Annotated in this window: 14 protein-coding genes; 3 read left to right on the forward strand and 11 right to left on the reverse strand. The window is 66.4% G+C overall.

Annotated elements, in window-relative coordinates:
- Positions 1-168 precede the first annotated feature (168 nt).
- The 3 genes from KUH32_RS12550 (at position 169) to KUH32_RS12560 (ending at position 3,084) form a co-directional block, all read left to right on the forward strand.
- Positions 169-1,116: a sugar ABC transporter substrate-binding protein gene (locus KUH32_RS12550; RefSeq protein ID WP_217778869.1), complete on the forward strand. Its 948-nt coding sequence runs from the start codon at positions 169-171 to the stop codon at positions 1,114-1,116.
- A 66-nt stretch (positions 1,117-1,182) separates the two neighbouring features.
- Positions 1,183-2,295 (forward strand): ABC transporter permease, encoded by a 1,113-nt coding sequence (locus tag KUH32_RS12555; protein ID WP_217778870.1) that lies wholly within the window; start codon positions 1,183-1,185, stop codon positions 2,293-2,295.
- Between the two features lie 3 nt (positions 2,296-2,298).
- On the forward strand, positions 2,299-3,084 hold the full coding sequence (locus tag KUH32_RS12560; RefSeq protein ID WP_217778872.1) for an ATP-binding cassette domain-containing protein: 786 nt from the start codon (positions 2,299-2,301) through the stop codon (positions 3,082-3,084).
- Positions 3,085-3,088: 4 nt separating this feature from the next.
- Here KUH32_RS12560 and cobA read toward each other — a convergent pair whose 3' ends face one another.
- From cobA to KUH32_RS12615, 11 genes are all read right to left on the reverse strand, one after another.
- The gene (cobA, locus tag KUH32_RS12565; protein ID WP_217778874.1) at positions 3,089-3,886 is read right to left on the reverse strand and encodes a uroporphyrinogen-III C-methyltransferase; all 798 of its coding nucleotides are present in this window, start codon (positions 3,884-3,886) and stop codon (positions 3,089-3,091) included.
- Positions 3,883-6,504, reverse strand: coding sequence for a nitrate reductase (locus tag KUH32_RS12570; protein ID WP_217778876.1), 2,622 nt, complete (start codon positions 6,502-6,504; stop codon positions 3,883-3,885). Before KUH32_RS12570 ends, cobA begins: the two co-directional genes overlap by 4 nt.
- Positions 6,504-6,836, reverse strand: coding sequence for a nitrite reductase small subunit NirD (gene nirD, locus KUH32_RS12575; RefSeq protein ID WP_217778877.1), 333 nt, complete (start codon positions 6,834-6,836; stop codon positions 6,504-6,506). Before nirD ends, KUH32_RS12570 begins: the two co-directional genes overlap by 1 nt.
- Entirely contained in the window at positions 6,833-9,268 is a 2,436-nt protein-coding gene (nirB, locus tag KUH32_RS12580) for a nitrite reductase large subunit NirB (protein WP_217778878.1), read from the reverse strand. Before nirB ends, nirD begins: the two co-directional genes overlap by 4 nt.
- A gap of 5 nt (positions 9,269-9,273) precedes the next feature.
- The gene (locus KUH32_RS12585; protein ID WP_217778880.1) at positions 9,274-10,992 is read right to left on the reverse strand and encodes an ABC transporter ATP-binding protein; all 1,719 of its coding nucleotides are present in this window, start codon (positions 10,990-10,992) and stop codon (positions 9,274-9,276) included.
- Between the two features lie 5 nt (positions 10,993-10,997).
- The gene (locus KUH32_RS12590; protein ID WP_217778882.1) at positions 10,998-12,074 is read right to left on the reverse strand and encodes an ABC transporter permease; all 1,077 of its coding nucleotides are present in this window, start codon (positions 12,072-12,074) and stop codon (positions 10,998-11,000) included.
- Between the two features lie 84 nt (positions 12,075-12,158).
- The gene (locus KUH32_RS12595; protein ID WP_217778884.1) at positions 12,159-13,526 is read right to left on the reverse strand and encodes a CmpA/NrtA family ABC transporter substrate-binding protein; all 1,368 of its coding nucleotides are present in this window, start codon (positions 13,524-13,526) and stop codon (positions 12,159-12,161) included.
- 270 nt (positions 13,527-13,796) lie between these two features.
- Positions 13,797-14,969, reverse strand: a complete 1,173-nt coding sequence (locus KUH32_RS12600; protein WP_217778886.1) for a CmpA/NrtA family ABC transporter substrate-binding protein — start codon at positions 14,967-14,969, stop codon at positions 13,797-13,799.
- A complete protein-coding gene (locus KUH32_RS12605; protein ID WP_217778887.1) occupies positions 14,966-15,550 on the reverse strand; it encodes an ANTAR domain-containing response regulator in 585 nt (194 codons plus the stop codon). The genes KUH32_RS12600 and KUH32_RS12605 overlap by 4 nt, the downstream gene beginning before the upstream one ends.
- Positions 15,551-15,636: 86 nt before the next feature.
- The gene (locus KUH32_RS12610) at positions 15,637-16,557 is read right to left on the reverse strand and encodes a hypothetical protein (RefSeq protein WP_217778889.1); all 921 of its coding nucleotides are present in this window, start codon (positions 16,555-16,557) and stop codon (positions 15,637-15,639) included.
- Between the two features lie 201 nt (positions 16,558-16,758).
- Positions 16,759-18,069: a TRAP transporter large permease gene (locus tag KUH32_RS12615; protein WP_217778890.1), complete on the reverse strand. Its 1,311-nt coding sequence runs from the start codon at positions 18,067-18,069 to the stop codon at positions 16,759-16,761.
- Position 18,070: the final 1 nt, after the last annotated feature.

Here is an 18,070-nt window from a genome sequence, read left to right on the forward strand (position 1 = left end):
ACCGCCGCTTAACCGCCGTTTTCGCGCAAGGCAATGATGGCGTGGAGGGCGATCAATTGCAACCGGTTGCAAAATGCCGCGATTCGTGGTTACGATCCCGGCAGGCGGCAGACGCTCCGGAGTCCCGCGCTGCCGGTTCAGGACAGGGACCCGATCAGGGAGGATGACATGAATTTTCTCAAGTCGATCGCATTGACGGCACTTGTCGCCGCCGCTCCGATGGTGGCCGCGACGGACGCCGCGGCCGAGGGCGAGCGCTATGTGCTGGTCAGCCACGCGCCGGACAGCGACACGTGGTGGAACACCATCAAGAACGGCATCGCATTGGCGGGCCAGCAGGTGGGCGCGGAAGTGGAATACCGCAACCCGCCGACCGGCGACATCGCCGACATGGCGCGGATCATCGAGCAGGCCGCGGCATCGAACCCGGACGGGATCATCACGACGCTGGCCGATTTCGATGTTCTCGCGGGGCCGATCCGGAACGCCGTCGATCAGGGTATCGATGTCATCATCATGAACACCGGCACGCCCGAACAGGCGCGTGAGGTCGGCGCGCTGATGTATGTCGGCCAGCCCGAATACGATGCCGGCTATGCCGCCGGGCTGCGTGCCAAGGGCGAGGGCGTGACCAAGTTCCTGTGCGTCAACCATGCGATCCAGCAGCCCACCGTGGGCGAACGCTGCCGCGGCTATGCCGACGGTCTGGGCGTCGAACTGGGCGATGCGATGATGGATTCCGGCACCGACCCGGCGGAAATCAAGAACAAGGTGCTGGCCTACCTGTCGGCCAATCCCGATGTCGACGGCATCCTGACGCTGGGCCCGGTATCGGCCGACCCGACCATCGCCGCGCTCAAGGAAAACGGCATGGCCGGCGACATCCATTTCGGCACGTTCGACCTGGGCGAGGAAATCGTCAAGGCGATCAAGGAAGACATCATCAAGTGGGGCATCGACCAGCAGCCGTTCCTGCAGGCCTACATGCCGGTGGTGATCCTGGCCAACTGGGACCGCTATGGCGTGCTGCCGGGCAACAACATCAACTCGGGCCCCGGTTTCGTGACCAAGGCGGGCCTCGAGAAGGTCGAGAAATACGCCGGCGAATTCCGCTGAGCCGACCAGGCCAAAGGGCGGTCCCGCGGGGCCGCCCTTTTTCGATGATGACGGGGAGGAGCAATCATGTCGGATGCACCCGCAGCTGACGAACGTGTCAAGGAAATCTCGCGGTTCCGCCAGGCGCTGATCCGGCCCGAGCTGGGCGGCATGGTGGGCACGATGGCGGTATTCGTGCTGTTTTTCCTCTTTGCCTACGATTCGGGCATGTTCGCGGCGCAGGGCGTCATGAACTGGTCGGTCGTGTCGGCGCAGTTCATGATCATCGCCGTGGGCGCCTGCCTGCTGATGATTGCGGGCGAATTCGACCTGTCGGTGGGGTCCATGATCGGCTTTGCCGGCATGATGATCGCGGTCTTCGGTGTGGTCCTGGCCTGGCCGATGTGGATGGCGATCCTGATCACCTTCGCGATCTGTCTGGCGCTTGGTGCGCTGAACGGCTGGATCGTGGTCCGCACTGGGCTGCCAAGCTTTATCGTGACGCTGGCCTTCCTGTTCATCCTGCGCGGCTTCACGATCTACATTCCGCAGACCATCGAGAGCAAGACGATCATCGGCGGCATCCGCGACGCGGCCGAAGGCGACTGGCTGGGTGCGCTGTTCGGCGGCAAGATCGGCACCGGGTTCTTCCAGTGGCTGGGCGATATGGGCGTGATCGAGACATTCGAACGCGGCACCCGGCAGGGCCAGCCGGTGGTGGACGGGATCCCGATGCTGATCGTCTGGGCGATCATGCTGATCATCTTCGGCCATATCCTTCTGACGCGCACACGGTTCGGCAACTGGATCTTCGCCGCGGGCGGCGATCCGGAGGCGGCGCGCAACTCGGGCGTGCCGGTCAACCGGGTCAAGATCCTGATGTTCATGTTCACCGCCTTTTGCGCCACGGTCTTTGCAACCTGCCAGGTGATGGAATTCGGCTCGGCCGGGGCGGATCGCGGATTGCTCAAGGAATTCGAGGCGATCATCGCCGTGGTCATCGGCGGTGCGCTGCTGACCGGCGGCTACGGATCGGTGCTGGGGGCGGCGCTGGGCGCGCTGATCTTCGGCGTTGTGCAGCAGGGGCTGTTCTTCGCGGGCGTGGAATCGTCGCTGTTCCGGGTGTTCCTGGGCATCATCCTTTTGGCCGCGGTGATCCTGAATACCTATATCCGCCGCATCATCACAGGGGAGCGCTGAGCCATGCCTGACCATGCCCCCATCATCCAGATGAAGAACATCGAAAAGCATTTCGGCAAGGTGATCGCGCTGGCCGGCGTGTCGCTGGAGATCTTTCCCGGTGAGTGCCATTGCCTGCTGGGCGACAACGGCGCCGGCAAGTCGACCTTCATCAAGACCATGTCCGGCGTGCACAAGCCGACCCGCGGCGAGATCTGGTTCGAAGGCAAGCCGATGCAGTTCGAGGACCCGCGCGACGCCATCGCGGCGGGCATCGCGACGGTGCACCAGCATCTGGCGATGATCCCGCTGATGAGCGTCAGCCGCAATTTCTTCATGGGCAACGAACCGGTGCGAAAGGTGCTGGGCGTGCCGTTCTTCGACCACGACTTCGCCAACCGGGTCACGATGGAGCAGATGGCCAAGATGGGCATCAACCTGCGCGGCCCCGACCAGGCGGTGGGCACGCTGTCGGGCGGCGAGCGGCAGACCGTGGCCATCGCGCGGGCGGTCTATTTCGGCGCCAAGGTGCTGATCCTGGACGAACCGACCTCGGCGCTGGGTGTGCGACAGACGGCGAACGTGCTGGCCACCATCGACAAGGTGCGCAAGGACGGCATCGCGGTCGTGTTCATCACCCACAACGTGCGCCATGCGATGGCGGTGGGCGACCGGTTCACGGTGCTGAACCGCGGCCAGACGCTGGGCACCGCGCAGCGCGGCCAGATCACGCCGGAAGAATTGCAGGACCTGATGGCCGGCGGGCAGGAACTGGTGGCGCTGGAAAGCAGCCTGGGCGGCACGGTCTGAACGTTCAGCCGATCTGCAAGAGGGCCGGTGCCGGGTTTGCGGCGCCGGCCTTTTCCGTGGCCGGTTTGGGCAGAGTGACGAACAGGATCGCCGGGTTGGCGATGCCTTGGGCGGGAATGTCGGTGCGCATCGCGCCCAGGGTGGTTTGCAGGGTCTTTTGGTTGTCGCAGCTGGCCGAGGCGACGGCGGTGACACGGGTCGCTGGCGGCCAGCCCGCGTCCGCCAGCGCGGCATGAACCGCGTCCAGTTGCCGGGTCGCCATGTACAGCGCCAGCGTGGTGCCGGGTTGCGCGCAGGCCGCCAGGTCGGGCAACCCGTCGCCGTCGCGGCAGGTGGCGGTGGCCAGCACCACGCGTTCGGTTTCGCCGCGCTTGGTCAGCGGCTCGCCCAGGGCGGCGGCGGCGGCGCTGGCGGCGGTCACGCCGGGCACGATTTCCACCGGGATACCGGCCTGGCGCGCGGCGGCCAGTTCTTCCTCGGCGCGGCCGAACAGGCCCGGATCGCCGGATTTCAGCCGCACCACGCGGTGGCCCTGCCGGGCCTGCGCGACGATCAGCGCGCAGATGCGATCCTGGGGCCAGGCATTGGCGCCCACCGCCTTGCCGACATAGATGCGGTCGGCCTGCGGGCGGGCGATGTCCAGCACCGCCGGATCGACCAACCGGTCGTAGAAGATCACGTCGGCCTGCGCGATGCGCGTGGCGGCGCGGAAGGTCAGCAGGTCGCGCGCGCCGGGCCCGGCGCCGACCAGCGCGATATGGCCGCCGGGTTCGCGGGGCAGGGACAAAGGCGCGGGGCTCATTCGGCGGCCATCGGCTTGGCGGTCTCGGCCAGAAGTGCTGCCAGTTCCGGCCGGCAGGACCCGCAATTGGTGCCGGCGCGCAGGGCGGCGCCGATCGCCTCGACGCTGGTCAGGCGCTGGTCGGCGATGGCGGTGCGAATGGTGTTCACGCCGATGTCGAAACAGGCGCAAATGGTTGCGCCGGGATCGGGTCGGTCAGCCCCCGGCACGCCGCTGAGGATCGCCGCGTCGATCTCGGCCGCCAGTTGCCCGGCGAGATAGCTGCGCGACAGCGCCACGGGCTGTGGTCCGGCGAACAGCGCGGCTTGCAGGCGACCCGCCTCGAAGAAAGCCAGCCGGGCCAGGCCACGCCTGGCATCGGTGACCATCAGCGGCGCGGCTTCGTCGGACAGGCCCAGAACGGCGCGCGCATAGCTTGCCCAGTCATCCGGCGTTTCGGACAGCGCCAGTTCCAGCCGCCAGCCATCGGCGGTGCGGGCCTTGGCCCAATAGGCGGCCTCGTCGGGCCGCGGCTCGGCGCGCGACAGGGCAAAGGCATAGGCGGCGACGGGCAGGGGCGCGATGGCGCAGGGCGCGGCCTTGCTTTCGGGTTGGCCCGAGACCGGGTCGGTGATGGCGGGCACCAGCGCGTCGATGCGGCCGTGGCTGGCGGTCTCGCCGGTCCAGTGCATCGGTGCAAAGACCTCGCCCTTGCGGACCCGGTCGGTGACCATCACCCGCAGCACAGCGCGACCCCTGGTGGTGGTCACCTCGGCCAGTTCGGCGCTTTTGAGGCCGAGTGCCAGCGCGTCTTCGGGGTGCAATTCCAGGAACGGCTCGGCCAGATGCGCCGACAGGCGCGGAGACAGGGCGGTGCGGGTCATGGTGTGCCAGTGATCGCGCACGCGGCCGGTGTTCAGGACAAAGGGATGTTCGGCATCGGGCACCTGTGCCGGTGCACGGCTGCGCAGCGGCAGCATCCGGGCGCGGCCATCGGGGGTGAAGAACCGCCCGTCGCCGAAGAACCGCCCGCCGGTCCGCGCGGCGGTGACCGGCCAGCGGACGGGCGACAGCGCCTCGTATTCGGCATCCGACAGGTCGGACAGGGCCGAGATGTCGAAATCGCGGCCAAGCTTGCCCGCGATGCCCGACAGCGCGGCGTATTCGCGAAAGATCTCGGCCGGGGTTTCGTAGTCGAAGGCGCGGACGAACCCCATGCGGCGCCCGATTTCGGCCAGGATCGCCCAGTCGGGTCGGGCCTGGCCTCGCGCGGGAAGAAAGGCGCGCTGGCGCGAGATGCAGCGTTCGGAATTGGTGACGGTGCCGTCCTTTTCGCCCCAGGCGCTGGCGGGCAGCAGCACATCGGCCAGCCGCGCGGTGTCGTTTCGGGCGGTGATGTCGGACACCACGACGAAATCGCAACCCGCGATGGCGTCGCGCACCGCGTCGGCCTCGGGCATGGACACGGCCGGGTTGGTGTGGATGATCCACAGCGCCTTGATCCGCCCATCGGCCACGGCGCGGAACATGTCGACGGCCTTGAGACCGGGTTGCGTGGCGATGGTGGGTGCGTCCCAGAAATCGCGCACCGCGGCCCGGTGTTCGGCATTTTCGATATCCAGGTGGCAGGCCAGCATGTTGGCCAGCCCGCCCACCTCGCGCCCGCCCATCGCATTGGGCTGGCCGGTGACGCTGAACGGACCCATGCCGGGTTTGCCGATCCGCCCCGTCGCCAGGTGGCAATTGAGGATGGCGTTGACCTTGTCGCTGCCCGAGCTCGACTGGTTTACGCCCTGCGAATAGACGGTGACGACCTTTTCGGTGCGCGCCCAGAGCGCGTAGAAGGCGGCCAGATCGGCCTCGGACAGGCCGGTCGTGGCGGGCGGATCGTTGCGCGCGGCATCAAGCGCGGCGTCGAAACCGCTGACATGCGCGCCGACAAAGCCCGCATCGATCGCACCCACCTCGTGCAGATGCGCCAGCAGCCCGTTGAACAGGGCCACGTCGCTGCCGGGTTTCAGGGCCAGGTGCAGGTCGCCGAGTTCGGTGGTCGCGGTGCGGCGGGGGTCGATGGTGACGACGCGCAGGCCGGGGCGCGCGGCCTTGGCCGCTGCCAGGCGCTGGAACAGGACCGGGTGGCACCAGGCCAGGTTCGAGCCGGTCAGCACCACAAGATCGGCCTCTTCGAGATCGGTGTAGAGACCCGGCACCGTGTCGCTGCCGAAGGCGCGCTTGTGGCCTGCCACGGACGAGGCCATGCAGAGCCGCGAATTGGTGTCGATATTGGCCGAACCGATGAAGCCCTTCATCAGCTTGTTGGCGACGTAATAATCCTCGGTCAGCAACTGCCCCGAGACGTAGAAGGCGACGCTGTCGGGGCCATGCGCGGCGATGGCGTCGGTGAACCGCTGCGCCACCAGCGACAGCGCGCTGTCCCAGCCGGTTTCCTGCCCGTTCACCCGCGGTGCCAGAAGGCGGTCGTCCAGCCCCAGCGTTTCGCCCAGGGCCGAGCCCTTGGAGCAGAGCCGGCCCAGGTTGGCGGGATGGTCGGGATCGCCCTTGGCGGTCCAGCGGCCCGCATCGTCGCGTGCCGCGATCACCCCGCAGCCGACACCGCAATAGGGGCAGGTGGTGCGCATCACGCGACCTCGGCCCGTTGAAAGGCGGCCATCTCCAGCAGCACACGGCCGTCTTCGACGCGGGCCTTGTAGGTCGGCACGCGGCCGCTGTCGGCGCCCTGCGCCTCGCCGGTTTCCAGCGAGATCACCCAGTTGTGCAAGGGGCAGGTGACGCCATGGCCATGCACGATGCCTTCGGACAACGGCCCGCCCTTGTGTGGGCAGCGGTCGGCGATGGCGAAGATCGCGTCGTCTGCGGTGCGGAAAACGGCAACGCAGCCCATCGCCGTCTTGACCTTGCGCGCACCGCGCGCGGGGATGTCGTCCAAAGCGCCCAGATCCAGCCAGCTCATTCCGCGGCCTCCTTCGTCAGATCGGCCAGCGGCTGATAGCGTTCGGCCTTGGTTTTCGCGTGTTCCGCCCAGGGGTCCTTGCGGTAGATCGATTGCGACAGCTCGAAAGCCTCGACCAGGCGCTTGCGTTCGGAGAGATCCTCGACGACGCGGGCGCGCACCCAGTCCAGCCCGACCTTGGCCAGCCATTTGTAGGGCCGGTCGAGATACTTGGCGTTCTCGCGGTAGAGCTGGACGAAGGCCACCGTGATCTCGATCGCCTCGGCCTCGGTGGGCACGTCGGCCAGGCGTTCGGTTTCCTTGACATCCATGCCCGCCGCGCCGCCGACCCCGATCTGGTAGCCGCTGTCGACGCAGATCACGCCCACGTCCTTGCAGGTCGCCTCGGCGCAGTTGCGCGGGCAGCCGGATACGGCCAGCTTGACCTTGTGCGGCGTCCATGACCCCCACAGCGCCTGTTCCAGCTTGATCCCCAGCCCCGTGCTGTCCTGCGTGCCAAAGCGGCAATGGTCGGTGCCGACGCAGGTCTTCACCGTGCGCAACCCCTTGGAATAGGCGTGGCCCGAGACCAGGCCCGCCTTGTTCAGATCGGCCCAGATCGCCGGCAGGTCTTCGCCCTTCACCCCCAGCAGGTCGATGCGCTGTCCGCCCGTGACCTTGACGGTGGGGACGTTGTATTTCTCGGCCGCGTCGGCGATGGCGCGCAATTCGCGCGGGTTGGTGATGCCGCCCCACATGCGCGGCACGACGCTGAAGGTGCCGTCCTTCTGGATGTTGGCGTGCTTGCGTTCGTTGATGAACCGGCTTTGCGGGTCGTCTTTGTAGTCCAGAGGCCAGTCCGCGATCAGGTAGAAATTCAGCGCCGGACGGCAGACATGGCAGCCATCGGGCGTCTTCCACGCGCCGGCCTGCCAGACCGCGGGCATGGATTTCAGTTCCTGCGACTTGATCAGGCGGCGGACATCTTCGTGCGTCAGATCGGTGCAGCCGCACATGGGTTGCGCCGCGGGCATCTGGAACGCATCGCCCAGCGTCACCGCCAGCACCTGTTCCACCAGCCCCGTGCAGGTCCCGCAGGACCCGCTGGCCTTGGTCTGCGCGCGCACTGCGCCCAGATCGGTCGCGCCGCCCTCGATGGCCTTGACGATCTGTCCCTTGCATATGCCGTTGCAGCCGCAGATCTCTGCCTCATCCGGCAAGGCTGCAACGGCCGCCAAGGGGTCCACGGGGGCGCCCCCCTGGAAGGCGGGGCCGAAGATCAGGGTGTCGCGGCTGTCCGAGATATCCTCGGCGGACGTGATCAGCCCCATGAACCAGTTGGCATCGCTGGTGTCGCCGTAGAACACCGCGCCGACCAGCCGGTCGTCTTCGATCACCAGGCGCTTGTAGACGCCGCGTCCGGGATCGCGAAAGACGATGTCCTCGCGGTTGGGGCCTTCGGCGAAATCGCCGGCACTGAACAGGTCGCAGCCGGTGACCTTGAGTTTCGTCGACAACTCCCTGGGAACAAAGGCTGCGGGTTCCGCCATCAGGGATTTCGCCAGCACCTTTGCCTGATCGTAGAGCGGTGCCACGAGGCCGAAAAGCTGGCCGTCGAATTCCACGCATTCGCCCACGGCGAAGATGTCGGGGTCCGAGGTCATCATTTGCGCGCTGATCTCGATACCGCGTGCGACCGAGAGGCCCGCATCGGTGGCCAGCCGCGTCTCGGGGCGGATGCCCACGGCCATGACCACCAGATCGGCATCCAGCACTTCGCCGCTTTCCAGCAGCACGGCCTCGGCCCGGGTTTCGCCCAGGATCGCCTTGGTCGAGGCCTGGGTCTTGACCGTGATGCCGCGACGTTCGAGATCCTGCTTCAGCAGGAACCCCGCGGCGGGGTCCAGTTGCCGTTCCATCAGGTGGCCCATCAGGTGCAGCACGGTGACGTCCATGCCGCGTTCCCTGAGCCCCGCCGCCGCTTCCAGCCCCAGCAGCCCACCGCCGATCACCACCGCCTTGCCGCCCTTGGCGGCGGCGTCGATCATCGCGTTGGTATCGTCGAGATCGCGGTAGGTGATGACGCCGGGCAGGTCCTTGCCCGGCACGGGGATGATGAAGGGCGCCGATCCGGTGGCGATGACCAGCTTGTCATAGGGGACATGGCCGTTCTGACCCTCGACCACCTTCATCTCGGGGTCGATGCGGATCACATGTTCGCCGAAGCGGCAGGTGACGTTGTGGCGGGCATAGAAATCGTCGTCATGGGTGACGATGTCGGCATAGGTCTTTTCACCCGACAGGACCGGGCTGAGCATGATGCGGTTGTAGTTGCCGCGCGGCTCGGCGTTGAAAAGGGTGATGTCGAAGGCATCGGGGGCGTCCTCGACCAGGTGTTCGATCACCCGTCCAGAGGCCATGCCGGCGCCGATGATGACAAGGCGTTGGGTCATGTCTGTCACTCCGCCGCGATGGCCTTGGGGGCCGGTTTGGTTTTCGGTGTCGCGCCAGAGGCGTGCTTGGATTGATTTCCGTGTTCGTATTCCTCAAGGAAATCAAGCACCTCTTGCCGATACTTGTAGTAATCGGGATGTTCCAGCAGCGCCTTGCGGCTGCGCGGGCGCGGCAGGTCGACATTGGTGATCTTGCCGATCGTGGCCTGCGGGCCGTTGGTCATCATCACCACGCGATCGGCAAGCAGGATCGCCTCGTCAACGTCGTGAGTGACGCAGATCGCGGTGACCTTGGTGCGGGACCAGACCTCCATCAACACCTCCTGCAGCTCCCACCTTGTGAGGCTGTCGAGCATCCCGAAAGGTTCGTCGAGCAGCAGCAGCTTGGGCGACAGGGCAAAGGCCCGGGCGATGCCGACGCGCTGTTTCATGCCGTTGGACAGATCGATTGCGGGCTTGTCCATCGCGTCGCCCAGGCCGACCCGTTCGAGGTAGTATTCCACCACGTCCTGGCGTTCGGCCTGGGAGGCGCGGGGATAGACCTTGTCGACGCCGATGGCGACGTTTTCCTTGGCCGTCAGCCAGGGAAACAGCGACGGCGACTGAAACACCACGGCGCGTTCCGGATCGGCGCCCTCGACGTGACGGCCATCCAGCTTGATCGCGCCCTTGGAGATCTCGTTCAGACCTGCGGCCATGGTCAGCACGGTGGACTTGCCGCAACCGGAATGGCCGATCAGGCTGATGAACTCACCGCGATCCAGTTTCAGGTTGAAATCCTCGACCACCGTCAAGGGGCCCTTCGGCGTGGGATAGACCTTGTGAAGTTGCGAGAAGTCGAGGAAGCGTTCGTCCAGCAAGCCTTCCTGCGCTTCTTTCACGACACTCGGCACGCCGTGGATCGGCATGACGTCGGGCAACAGGCGCGTGCCCTCGATCTTGGCTTCGATGCCCACATCCATCAGGTAGGTCGTGACCTTGGCGCGCAGGGCCTTGAACGTGTCGTCATGGTTCATTTCCGACCGGTCGCGCGGGCGGGGGATTGTGACCTTGAATTCCTCGCCCAACGTGCCGTCGGGGTTCAGCGCGATGATCCGGTCGGCCAGGACGATCGCCTCGTCGACATCGTTGGTGATCAGCACGCAGGTCTTCTTGTCGGCCTCCCAGATCGCCTCGATCTCGTCGGCGAGGTTGGCGCGGGTCAGGGCATCCAGCGCCGACAGCGGTTCGTCCAGCAGCAGAACCTCGGGATCCATGGCCAGGGCGCGGGCGACGTTGACGCGTTGGCGCATGCCGCCCGAAAGCTCGGCCGGGCGCCGCGACGCGGCGTGGCTGAGGCCGACCATCCTGACGTAATGGGCCACCTTGGCGGCGCGTTCGGTCTTGCCGAGATGCCGGAACATCGTGTCGACCGCCAAGCCCACATTTCCGTTCACCGTCAGCCACGGCATCAGCGAATAGCTTTGGAAAATCACGCCGCGTTCGGGGCCGGGCCCGGTAACCGGCGCGCCCTTGTAGAGCACCTGGCCGCTGGTCGGCATTTCCAGCCCGGCCATCAGGTTGATCAGCGTGGTCTTGCCGGTGCCGGAAAAGCCCAGCAGAACCAGGAATTCGCCCTCTTGCACGGTCAGCGAGATGTCGCGCAGGACGTCGGTGCGGTGAATCCCGGTGCCGAAGCTTTTCGAGACGGATTTGAATTCGATCACGGGTGCGGTGCTTGTCATGGCGCTCACCGGTTGTTTGAGAAGGTGAACATCGACTGGATCGCGTACATCAGCCGATCCAGCAGGAAGCCGATGATGCCGATGGTGAAGACCGCGACCATGATCTTGGCGAGCGACTGGCTGGAGCCGTTCTGGAATTCGTCCCAGACGAACTTGCCCAGGCCGGGGTTCTGCGCCAGCATCTCGGCGGCGATCAGCACCATCCAGCCGACACCGAGGCTCAGCCGCAACCCGGTGAAGATCAGCGGCAGGGCCGAAGGCAGGACCAGCTTGGTGATCTTGGTCCAGGTGTTCATCTTGAGCACCTTCGAGACGTTGACCAGGTCCTTGTCGATGCTGGCCACGCCAAGCGCGGTGTTGATGAGCGTGGGCCAGAGCGAACAAAGCGTCACGGTAATGGCCGAGATCAGGAAGGACTTGGCGAACCAGCCGTCCTGGGTGACGTAGACCGCCGAGACGATCATCGTCACGATAGGCAGCCAGGCCAGCGGCGAGACGGGCTTGAAGATCTGGATCAGCGGATTCAGGGCGGCATTGGCGGTTTTCGACAGGCCTGCCGCGATGCCCAGCGGAACGGCGACCGCAGTGGCGATCAGGAAGCCGAAGAACACGGTTTTGATCGAGGTCCAGATCTGCTGGTAATAGGTCGGCGCGCCGGTGAAGGCCCGTTCCTTGGGTTCCTTGCCCTGCGCGATCAGGCGTTCGTTCAGCTGGGCGACCTTGGCGTCGAAATCGGCCTTTTGGGCGCCCTTGGCCCGCGCGTCCTCGTGCAGGAATACCGCCTGTTCCCAGACCTGGGCCGGTCCCGGCACGGCGCCGAGCGAGGTTTGCACCTTGGGCGCGAGCGTGCCCCAGAGCAGCAGGAAAGCCGCGATGGCCAGCAGGGGAATCGCCAGCAGGCGCCAGATTTCCTTGACCTGGGCTTGCGGGTTGTCTCCGGCGGCGGCGCGCAGGATCGGCGTCACCCAGCTCAGGCCCAGCACGTTGAACCATTTGTCCGCGGTGTTGATGCGAGTGAAAAGTCGTTCGCGGCGGGCCTCGCGGGCGGCGGATGCGGCGAAATCCGGGTCGACGGTGGTCATGCTCTGTTGCTCCTTGCCGGGGACGGTGGGCGCCGCTCGCTCTTGCAGAGCATCGCCCCGCCCGCCATCCCGTAGAGGTTTCGGTTAGCCCTGGACTTCGTTGCCCACGACGATCTGTTCGCCCTTGAGCCCGATCGGCAGGCTTTCCAGGTAGGCGTTGGGCGACCGGCCGTCATAGGGGATGCCGTCGATGATGTCGGCCGCGGGTGTCGGTGCCTTGTAGCCATCGCTGTCCCAGGGGAAGTCCGCTTCGTTGGCCAGGCCTTCGTCGACCAGCAGGCGCGCCGCTTCGAGGTAGATCTCGGGCTTGTAGACCTTGCGCGCGACCTCGTCATACCAGCTGTCGGGCTTGGCCTCGGCGATCTGGCCCCAGCGGCGCATCTGGGTCAGGTACCAGATGGCATCGGAATAGAAGGGGTAGGTGGCGTTGTAGCGGAAGAAGACGTTGAAATCCGGGATCTCGCGCTTGTCGCCCTTTTCGAATTCGAAGGTGCCGGTCATCGAGTTGGCGATCACCTCGTAATCGGCGCCGACATATTCGGGGCGGCTGAGGATTTCGACGGCTTCGGGCCGGTTGGCGTTGTCGTTCTCGTCCAGCCAGATCGCGGCGCGGATCAGCGCCTTGGTCACGGCGAGGGTGGTGTTGGGATATTGCTCGGCGAATTCTGCCGTTATTCCAAAGACTTTTTCGGGGTTGTTCTTCCACAGCTGGTAGTCGGTGATGACCGGCACGCCGATCCCCTTGAACACAGCCTGCTGGTTCCACGGCTCGCCCACGCAATAGCCGTAGATGGTGCCGGCCTCGAGCGTGGCGGGCATCTGCGGCGGCGGGGTGACCGACAGGAACACATCGGCGCCGATCTGGCCGGTGACGTTTTCGGGGCTGTAGAAGCCCGGGTTCAGACCGCCGGCAGCCAGCCAGTAGCGCAATTCGTAATTGTGGGTCGAAACGGGGAAGACCATGCCCATGTTGAACGGCTTGCCCTGGTTGCGGAATTCCTCGACCACCGGGGCCAGCGCCGCTGCCGAGATCGGGTGTTGCGGGCGGCCATCATCCATCTTGGGAATGTGCGGCAGCATCTTTTCCCAGACCTCGTTCGACACCGTGATGCCGTTGCCGTTCAGGTCCATCGAAAACGGCGTGATGATATGGGCTTCGGTGCCGTAGCCGATGGTGGCGGCCAGCGGCTGGCCCGCCAGCATGTGCGCGCCATCGAGCTGCCCGTCGATCACGCCGTCCAGCAGCACCTTCCAGTTGGCCTGGGCCTCGAGCGTGACGAACAGACCTTCGTCCAGGAAATATCCCTGCTCGTAGGCCACGGCCAGCGGGGCCATATCGGTCAGCTTGATGAAGCCGAAGGTCAGTTCGTCCTTTTCGAGTTCCAGCATTTCCGCGAGGGCGGGGCTGACCATGGCCGTGGTGGTGGTCAGAGCGAGCAGCAGGTTCTTCATTCCGTGTCCTCTCAGGTCGCGCCGGCAACAGGCTGCCGGCAAACAAAAAGCCGCCCGAACCTGCGCCGGGGAGGAGGGCACAGGAACGAGCGGCTTTGCTCAGGGTTTCCCGATCGTCGGGAAGAATTCGATTCGGCGAACGTCATTGCCCGCCTGCACGATCAGGGTGACTGCAAGAAGGCTGCGTGCCCAGAAGAAAAACGAGTCGGGCACGGTTTTATTCTGCAATGCAGCAATTGCTCGCTGCGAGTGCACAAAAACCGTGCAGGATCAGCCGGTGGGATCAAAAATCGCGCCGTCGAAAAAGCGGTCCGGCGCCAGAATCAGCCCACCGCGACCCGAGGCGACGGCAGTGGGCTCGGAAACCGCGCCTTCCAGTTTCTCGGACGCCCCGGGCATGTCGGCGCCGGTTTCGGCGATCTCGGCGCGGAACAGATCGCTGCGGAAAACCGCCTTGGCCGCGGCGATGGACGGCCCGCGGTCAAGCCCATGCTGGGCCGCCAATTGTGCGCCGATCCACGCCGCCTGGCTGCGCCACGGAAAGGGCACGCTGCTGTTGTGAAAGCCGACGAAGCCCGGCACGGCGCGCTGGTCGCCACGAGGGCTGACCAGCAGGCGGCCGCTTAGCGCGCGGTCGATGATTTCCGGCGCCATGTCCAGATAGCCGGGCCGGGCCAGGATTTCGGCGGCGGTGATGCGGCTGCCGGGCAGGGCCAGCCAGCGGCCGGCGCGCCAGCAGGCGCGCATCAGCCGCCCAAGCAGCGACCGTTCGGTTTCGGCCCAGTCGCGGCGCACGGCCAGCACCTTTTCCGGTGCGCTTTGCCAGATCGCGACGCCGGGCAGCAGCAAGTCGCCCACACCGCGTTCCACGGCGATGGACCCCCAGGGTTCACCGACGCAGAACGCGTCGATCTCGCCGCTGGCCAACGCGTCGGCCATCAGGGGCGGCGGCACGGTGCGAATGGCGATCCGGGCCTGCAAGGCGGGGTCGATCGCCCCCAGCCAGTAGCGCACCAGCAACGCGTGCATGGAAAACGGAAACGGCACACCCAGGCGCAACCCGCCGGGCGCCGCTGCGGCCAGTGCGCGCCCGGCGGTCGTCGCATCGTCGAAGCCAAAGCCATGCCCGGCCTCGCGCATGATTTCGGCCAGCGTGGCGTTGACGCCGATCACGGTGCCGTTCAACGACAAAACCATGACCGCGTCGATCGGTGTCGCCATGCCGCCCAGCCCAAGCGCCATGGCGACGGGGACGGGCGCCAGCATGTGCGCGGCGTCGACCTGGCCGAAGGCCAGCATGTCGCGCAACGACGACCAGGACGGCGCGCGGAGCAGATGCAGGTCCAGCCCCTCGGTCGCTGCGAATCCCATTTCACGGGCGACGATCAGCGGGGCGGCGTCGACCAGCGGGATGAAGCCGGCGCTGAGCGTCACGCCCTTCATCCCAGAAGCCCCGCCGCGGTCACAAGCGCCTCGGCCACGTCGGCGACCTTGCGGCCCTGGTCCATCGCGGTCTTGCGCAGCAGCGCATAAGCCTCGTCCTCGGAGATGCCGCGCGCCTTCATCAGCAGCCCCTTGGCGCGGTCGATCAGCTTGCGTTCCTCGAGCGCGCGGCGCGTGGCGGCCAGTTCGGTGCGCATCTGGCGAAACATCTGGAACCGCGCGATGGCGGCGTCCATCACGGGCTTGAGCCGCTCGGGTTTCAGCCCGTCCACGACATAGGCCGACACACCGGCCTCGACCGCTGCCTTGGCCAGACCGCCACCGGCGCCCGAAACGAACATCGCCACTGGGCGGTCCAGCGGGCCCGAGGCCAACGTCAGTTCCTCGAGCATGTCGCGCGACGGGTTTTCGACGTCGATCAGCACGATATCGGGGGCGCGGGCCGCGATCTGCCGGGCAAGCCCCGACTCGTCCCCGATGACAAACACATCGTGGTCGGCCTCGGCCTTGAGGGCATCGACGATCTGGATGGCGCGGTCGCGGTCCTTTTCGACCACGACGATGGAGAGCTTGCTGGTCATGCTGCGGTGCAGAAAAGCGCAATGCAGGGACACCTGCAAGCGCAGCCCGTGTCGAGCCGTCCGAGGACAGGCGCATTGCCCAAAAATCAGGCGCTCAGGCGCCGGTAGAGGGGCCCCATGACCAGCGGCGTCAGGTACATCGGGATCTGGTAGCAGGCGACGAAGATCAACAGCGGGTCGAAGACAGCAGGCGGCAGGGCCACGAGGAACAGCGCGATGTTTCGATTGCCTGCGATAATCGCCAGCGGGGTCGCGTCGGGATGCCCGCGCAGGGCCGCCAGCGCCATCAGCTGCAGGCCGAAATTGACCGCGAAGGCCAGCGCGAGCCAGGCCAGGAACAGCACCGGATCGCTGCGCAGGGTCGGGCCGGCTGCCGCCATCAGGCCGACCACCACCACAGCCATCAGGATCGCCGAAGCGCCGTCGATGGCGGCGATGCCCCGCGGTCCGGGATCGGGAAGGACGAACCGGCGGATCGCAAAGGCCACGGCGGTGGCGCCGAGGATGACGACGGTCAGGCGCAAGGCGGCCCAGGCCACCGCGCCCGCGCCGCCCAGGGCGGGAGCCAATGCGAAGACCGGCAGAACCGTCAGCGGCAGCACGCAAGTGGCGGCCACCAGAAACCGCAGGGCGGGCAGGGGGTCGCCGCCCGACAGGATGGTCAGGTTCGGACTGCCCGCGATGGGGGCCGCGGCGGCGACGAAGAGCAGCGCCATGGCCACCGGCGTTTCAAGCACGCCCAAGGTCAGCGCGATGGCCGCAACGGCCAGTGGCAGAACCACCTGGTAGAGCGCCACCATCCCGGCCAGCCCACGCAGCGCGCCAAGCGCGCCCGACGCCCGGTCCGGTCCGATCCGAAGCGCGGCCGCGAACATCAGCGCGGTCACCAGTTCCGGCAGCCAGGGTTTCAGCGCCGCCGCCACGCCGGGCAGGCCCAGCCCCGCCGCCAGCCCGGCCACCAGCATCCAGCGCCCGTGCCGCGCGGCGAGGCCGAGGAGGGCGATCATGTCGGGTGCCGTTTCGGCGTGGAATCAAGCCCGCAGGGCGCCGCGCCATCGACGGGCCGTCCGGCGGCCTGTCGATTTGGTGGGGCTACCGCATCGTGTCGGCAGCTCGCGGGGCTGCACGATAAAGCCCGAGGCTCGACCCGCGGATCGACAATCCCCGGCCCGTCGATGTCGCGGCTGGCACTTGGAGCCACAGCCGCGCTAGCCATTCCGTTGCCGGATGTTCTCCGGCAGCCAGGTGGCCAGTTCCGGGAACCAGATCAGCACGAAGACCATCAGCACCATGATCAGGAACATCGGGATCGCCGCGCGGGCGATGAAGTTCATCTCGTGATTGGTCATGCCTTGCAGCACGAACAGGTTGAAGCCGATGGGCGGCGTGATCTGCGCCATTTCCACAACCACGACGATGAAGATGCCGAACCAGATGATGTCGATCCCTGCCTCGCGGATCATTGGCTCGACCACCGCCATGGTCAGCACCACCGAAGAGATGCCGTCCAGGAAACAGCCCAGCACGATGTAGAAGACCAAAAGCGCCATCAGCAGCTCGAACCGGGTCAGCTCGAAGCTGGCGATCAGGTCGGCCAGCCCGCGCGGCAGGCCGGTGAACCCCATCGACAGCGACAGAAAGGCGGCGCCGGCCAGGATCAGGGCGATCATCGCGCTGGTGCGCACCGCGCCCATCAGGCTTTCGGTGAAGGTGTCCCAGTTCAGCGAGCCTTGCAGCGCGGCCAGCAGAAACGCGCCGATCACGCCAAAGGCGGCCGCCTCGGTCGCCGTGGCAAAGCCCAGATACATCGAGCCGATCACCACCAGGATCAGGCAGATCACCGGGATCAGGAACCGCGAATTGGCCAGCCGTTCGCCGAAGGTCATCGGCGGTTCGGGCTTGGGATCGAAATCCTTGGACAGTTTCGAGGTGATGGCGACATAGGCCATGAACATCCCCGCCAGCACCAGGCCGGGAAAGACGCCGGCCATGAACAGCTTGGTGATGCTTTCGTTGATCGTGACGCCATAGACGATCAGCGTCAGCGAGGGCGGGATCATCAGCCCCAGCGTCGCTGCGCCCGCCAGCGTGCCGATGACCATCTTCTCGGGATAGTCGCGCTTGCGCAGTTCGGGGATCGACATCTTGCCCACGGTCGTCAGCGTCGCCGCCGACGATCCCGACACCGCGGCGAAGACGGTGCAGCCGACGATGTTGGTATGCACCAGCCCGCCGGGCAGCTTGGCCATCCAGGGTGACAGGCCGCGGAACATGTCCTCGGACAATCGTGTTCGATACAGGATTTCGCCCATCCAGATGAACAGCGGCAGCGCGGTCAGCGTCCAGCTGGACGAGGTGGTCCAGACCTTGGTGATCATCGCATCGCCCGCTGGGCGGGTGGTGAACAGGTCCATGCCGACATAGGCCACGCCCATCAGGGCCAGGCCGACCCAGACGCCGGAGCCCAGCAGCATGAAGAGAACGAAGAGGAAGATCGCGATCGGGGCCAGCTGTTCCATG

This window comes from Thalassococcus arenae (genome assembly GCF_019104745.1).
Lineage (GTDB): Bacteria > Pseudomonadota > Alphaproteobacteria > Rhodobacterales > Rhodobacteraceae > Thalassococcus_B > Thalassococcus_B arenae.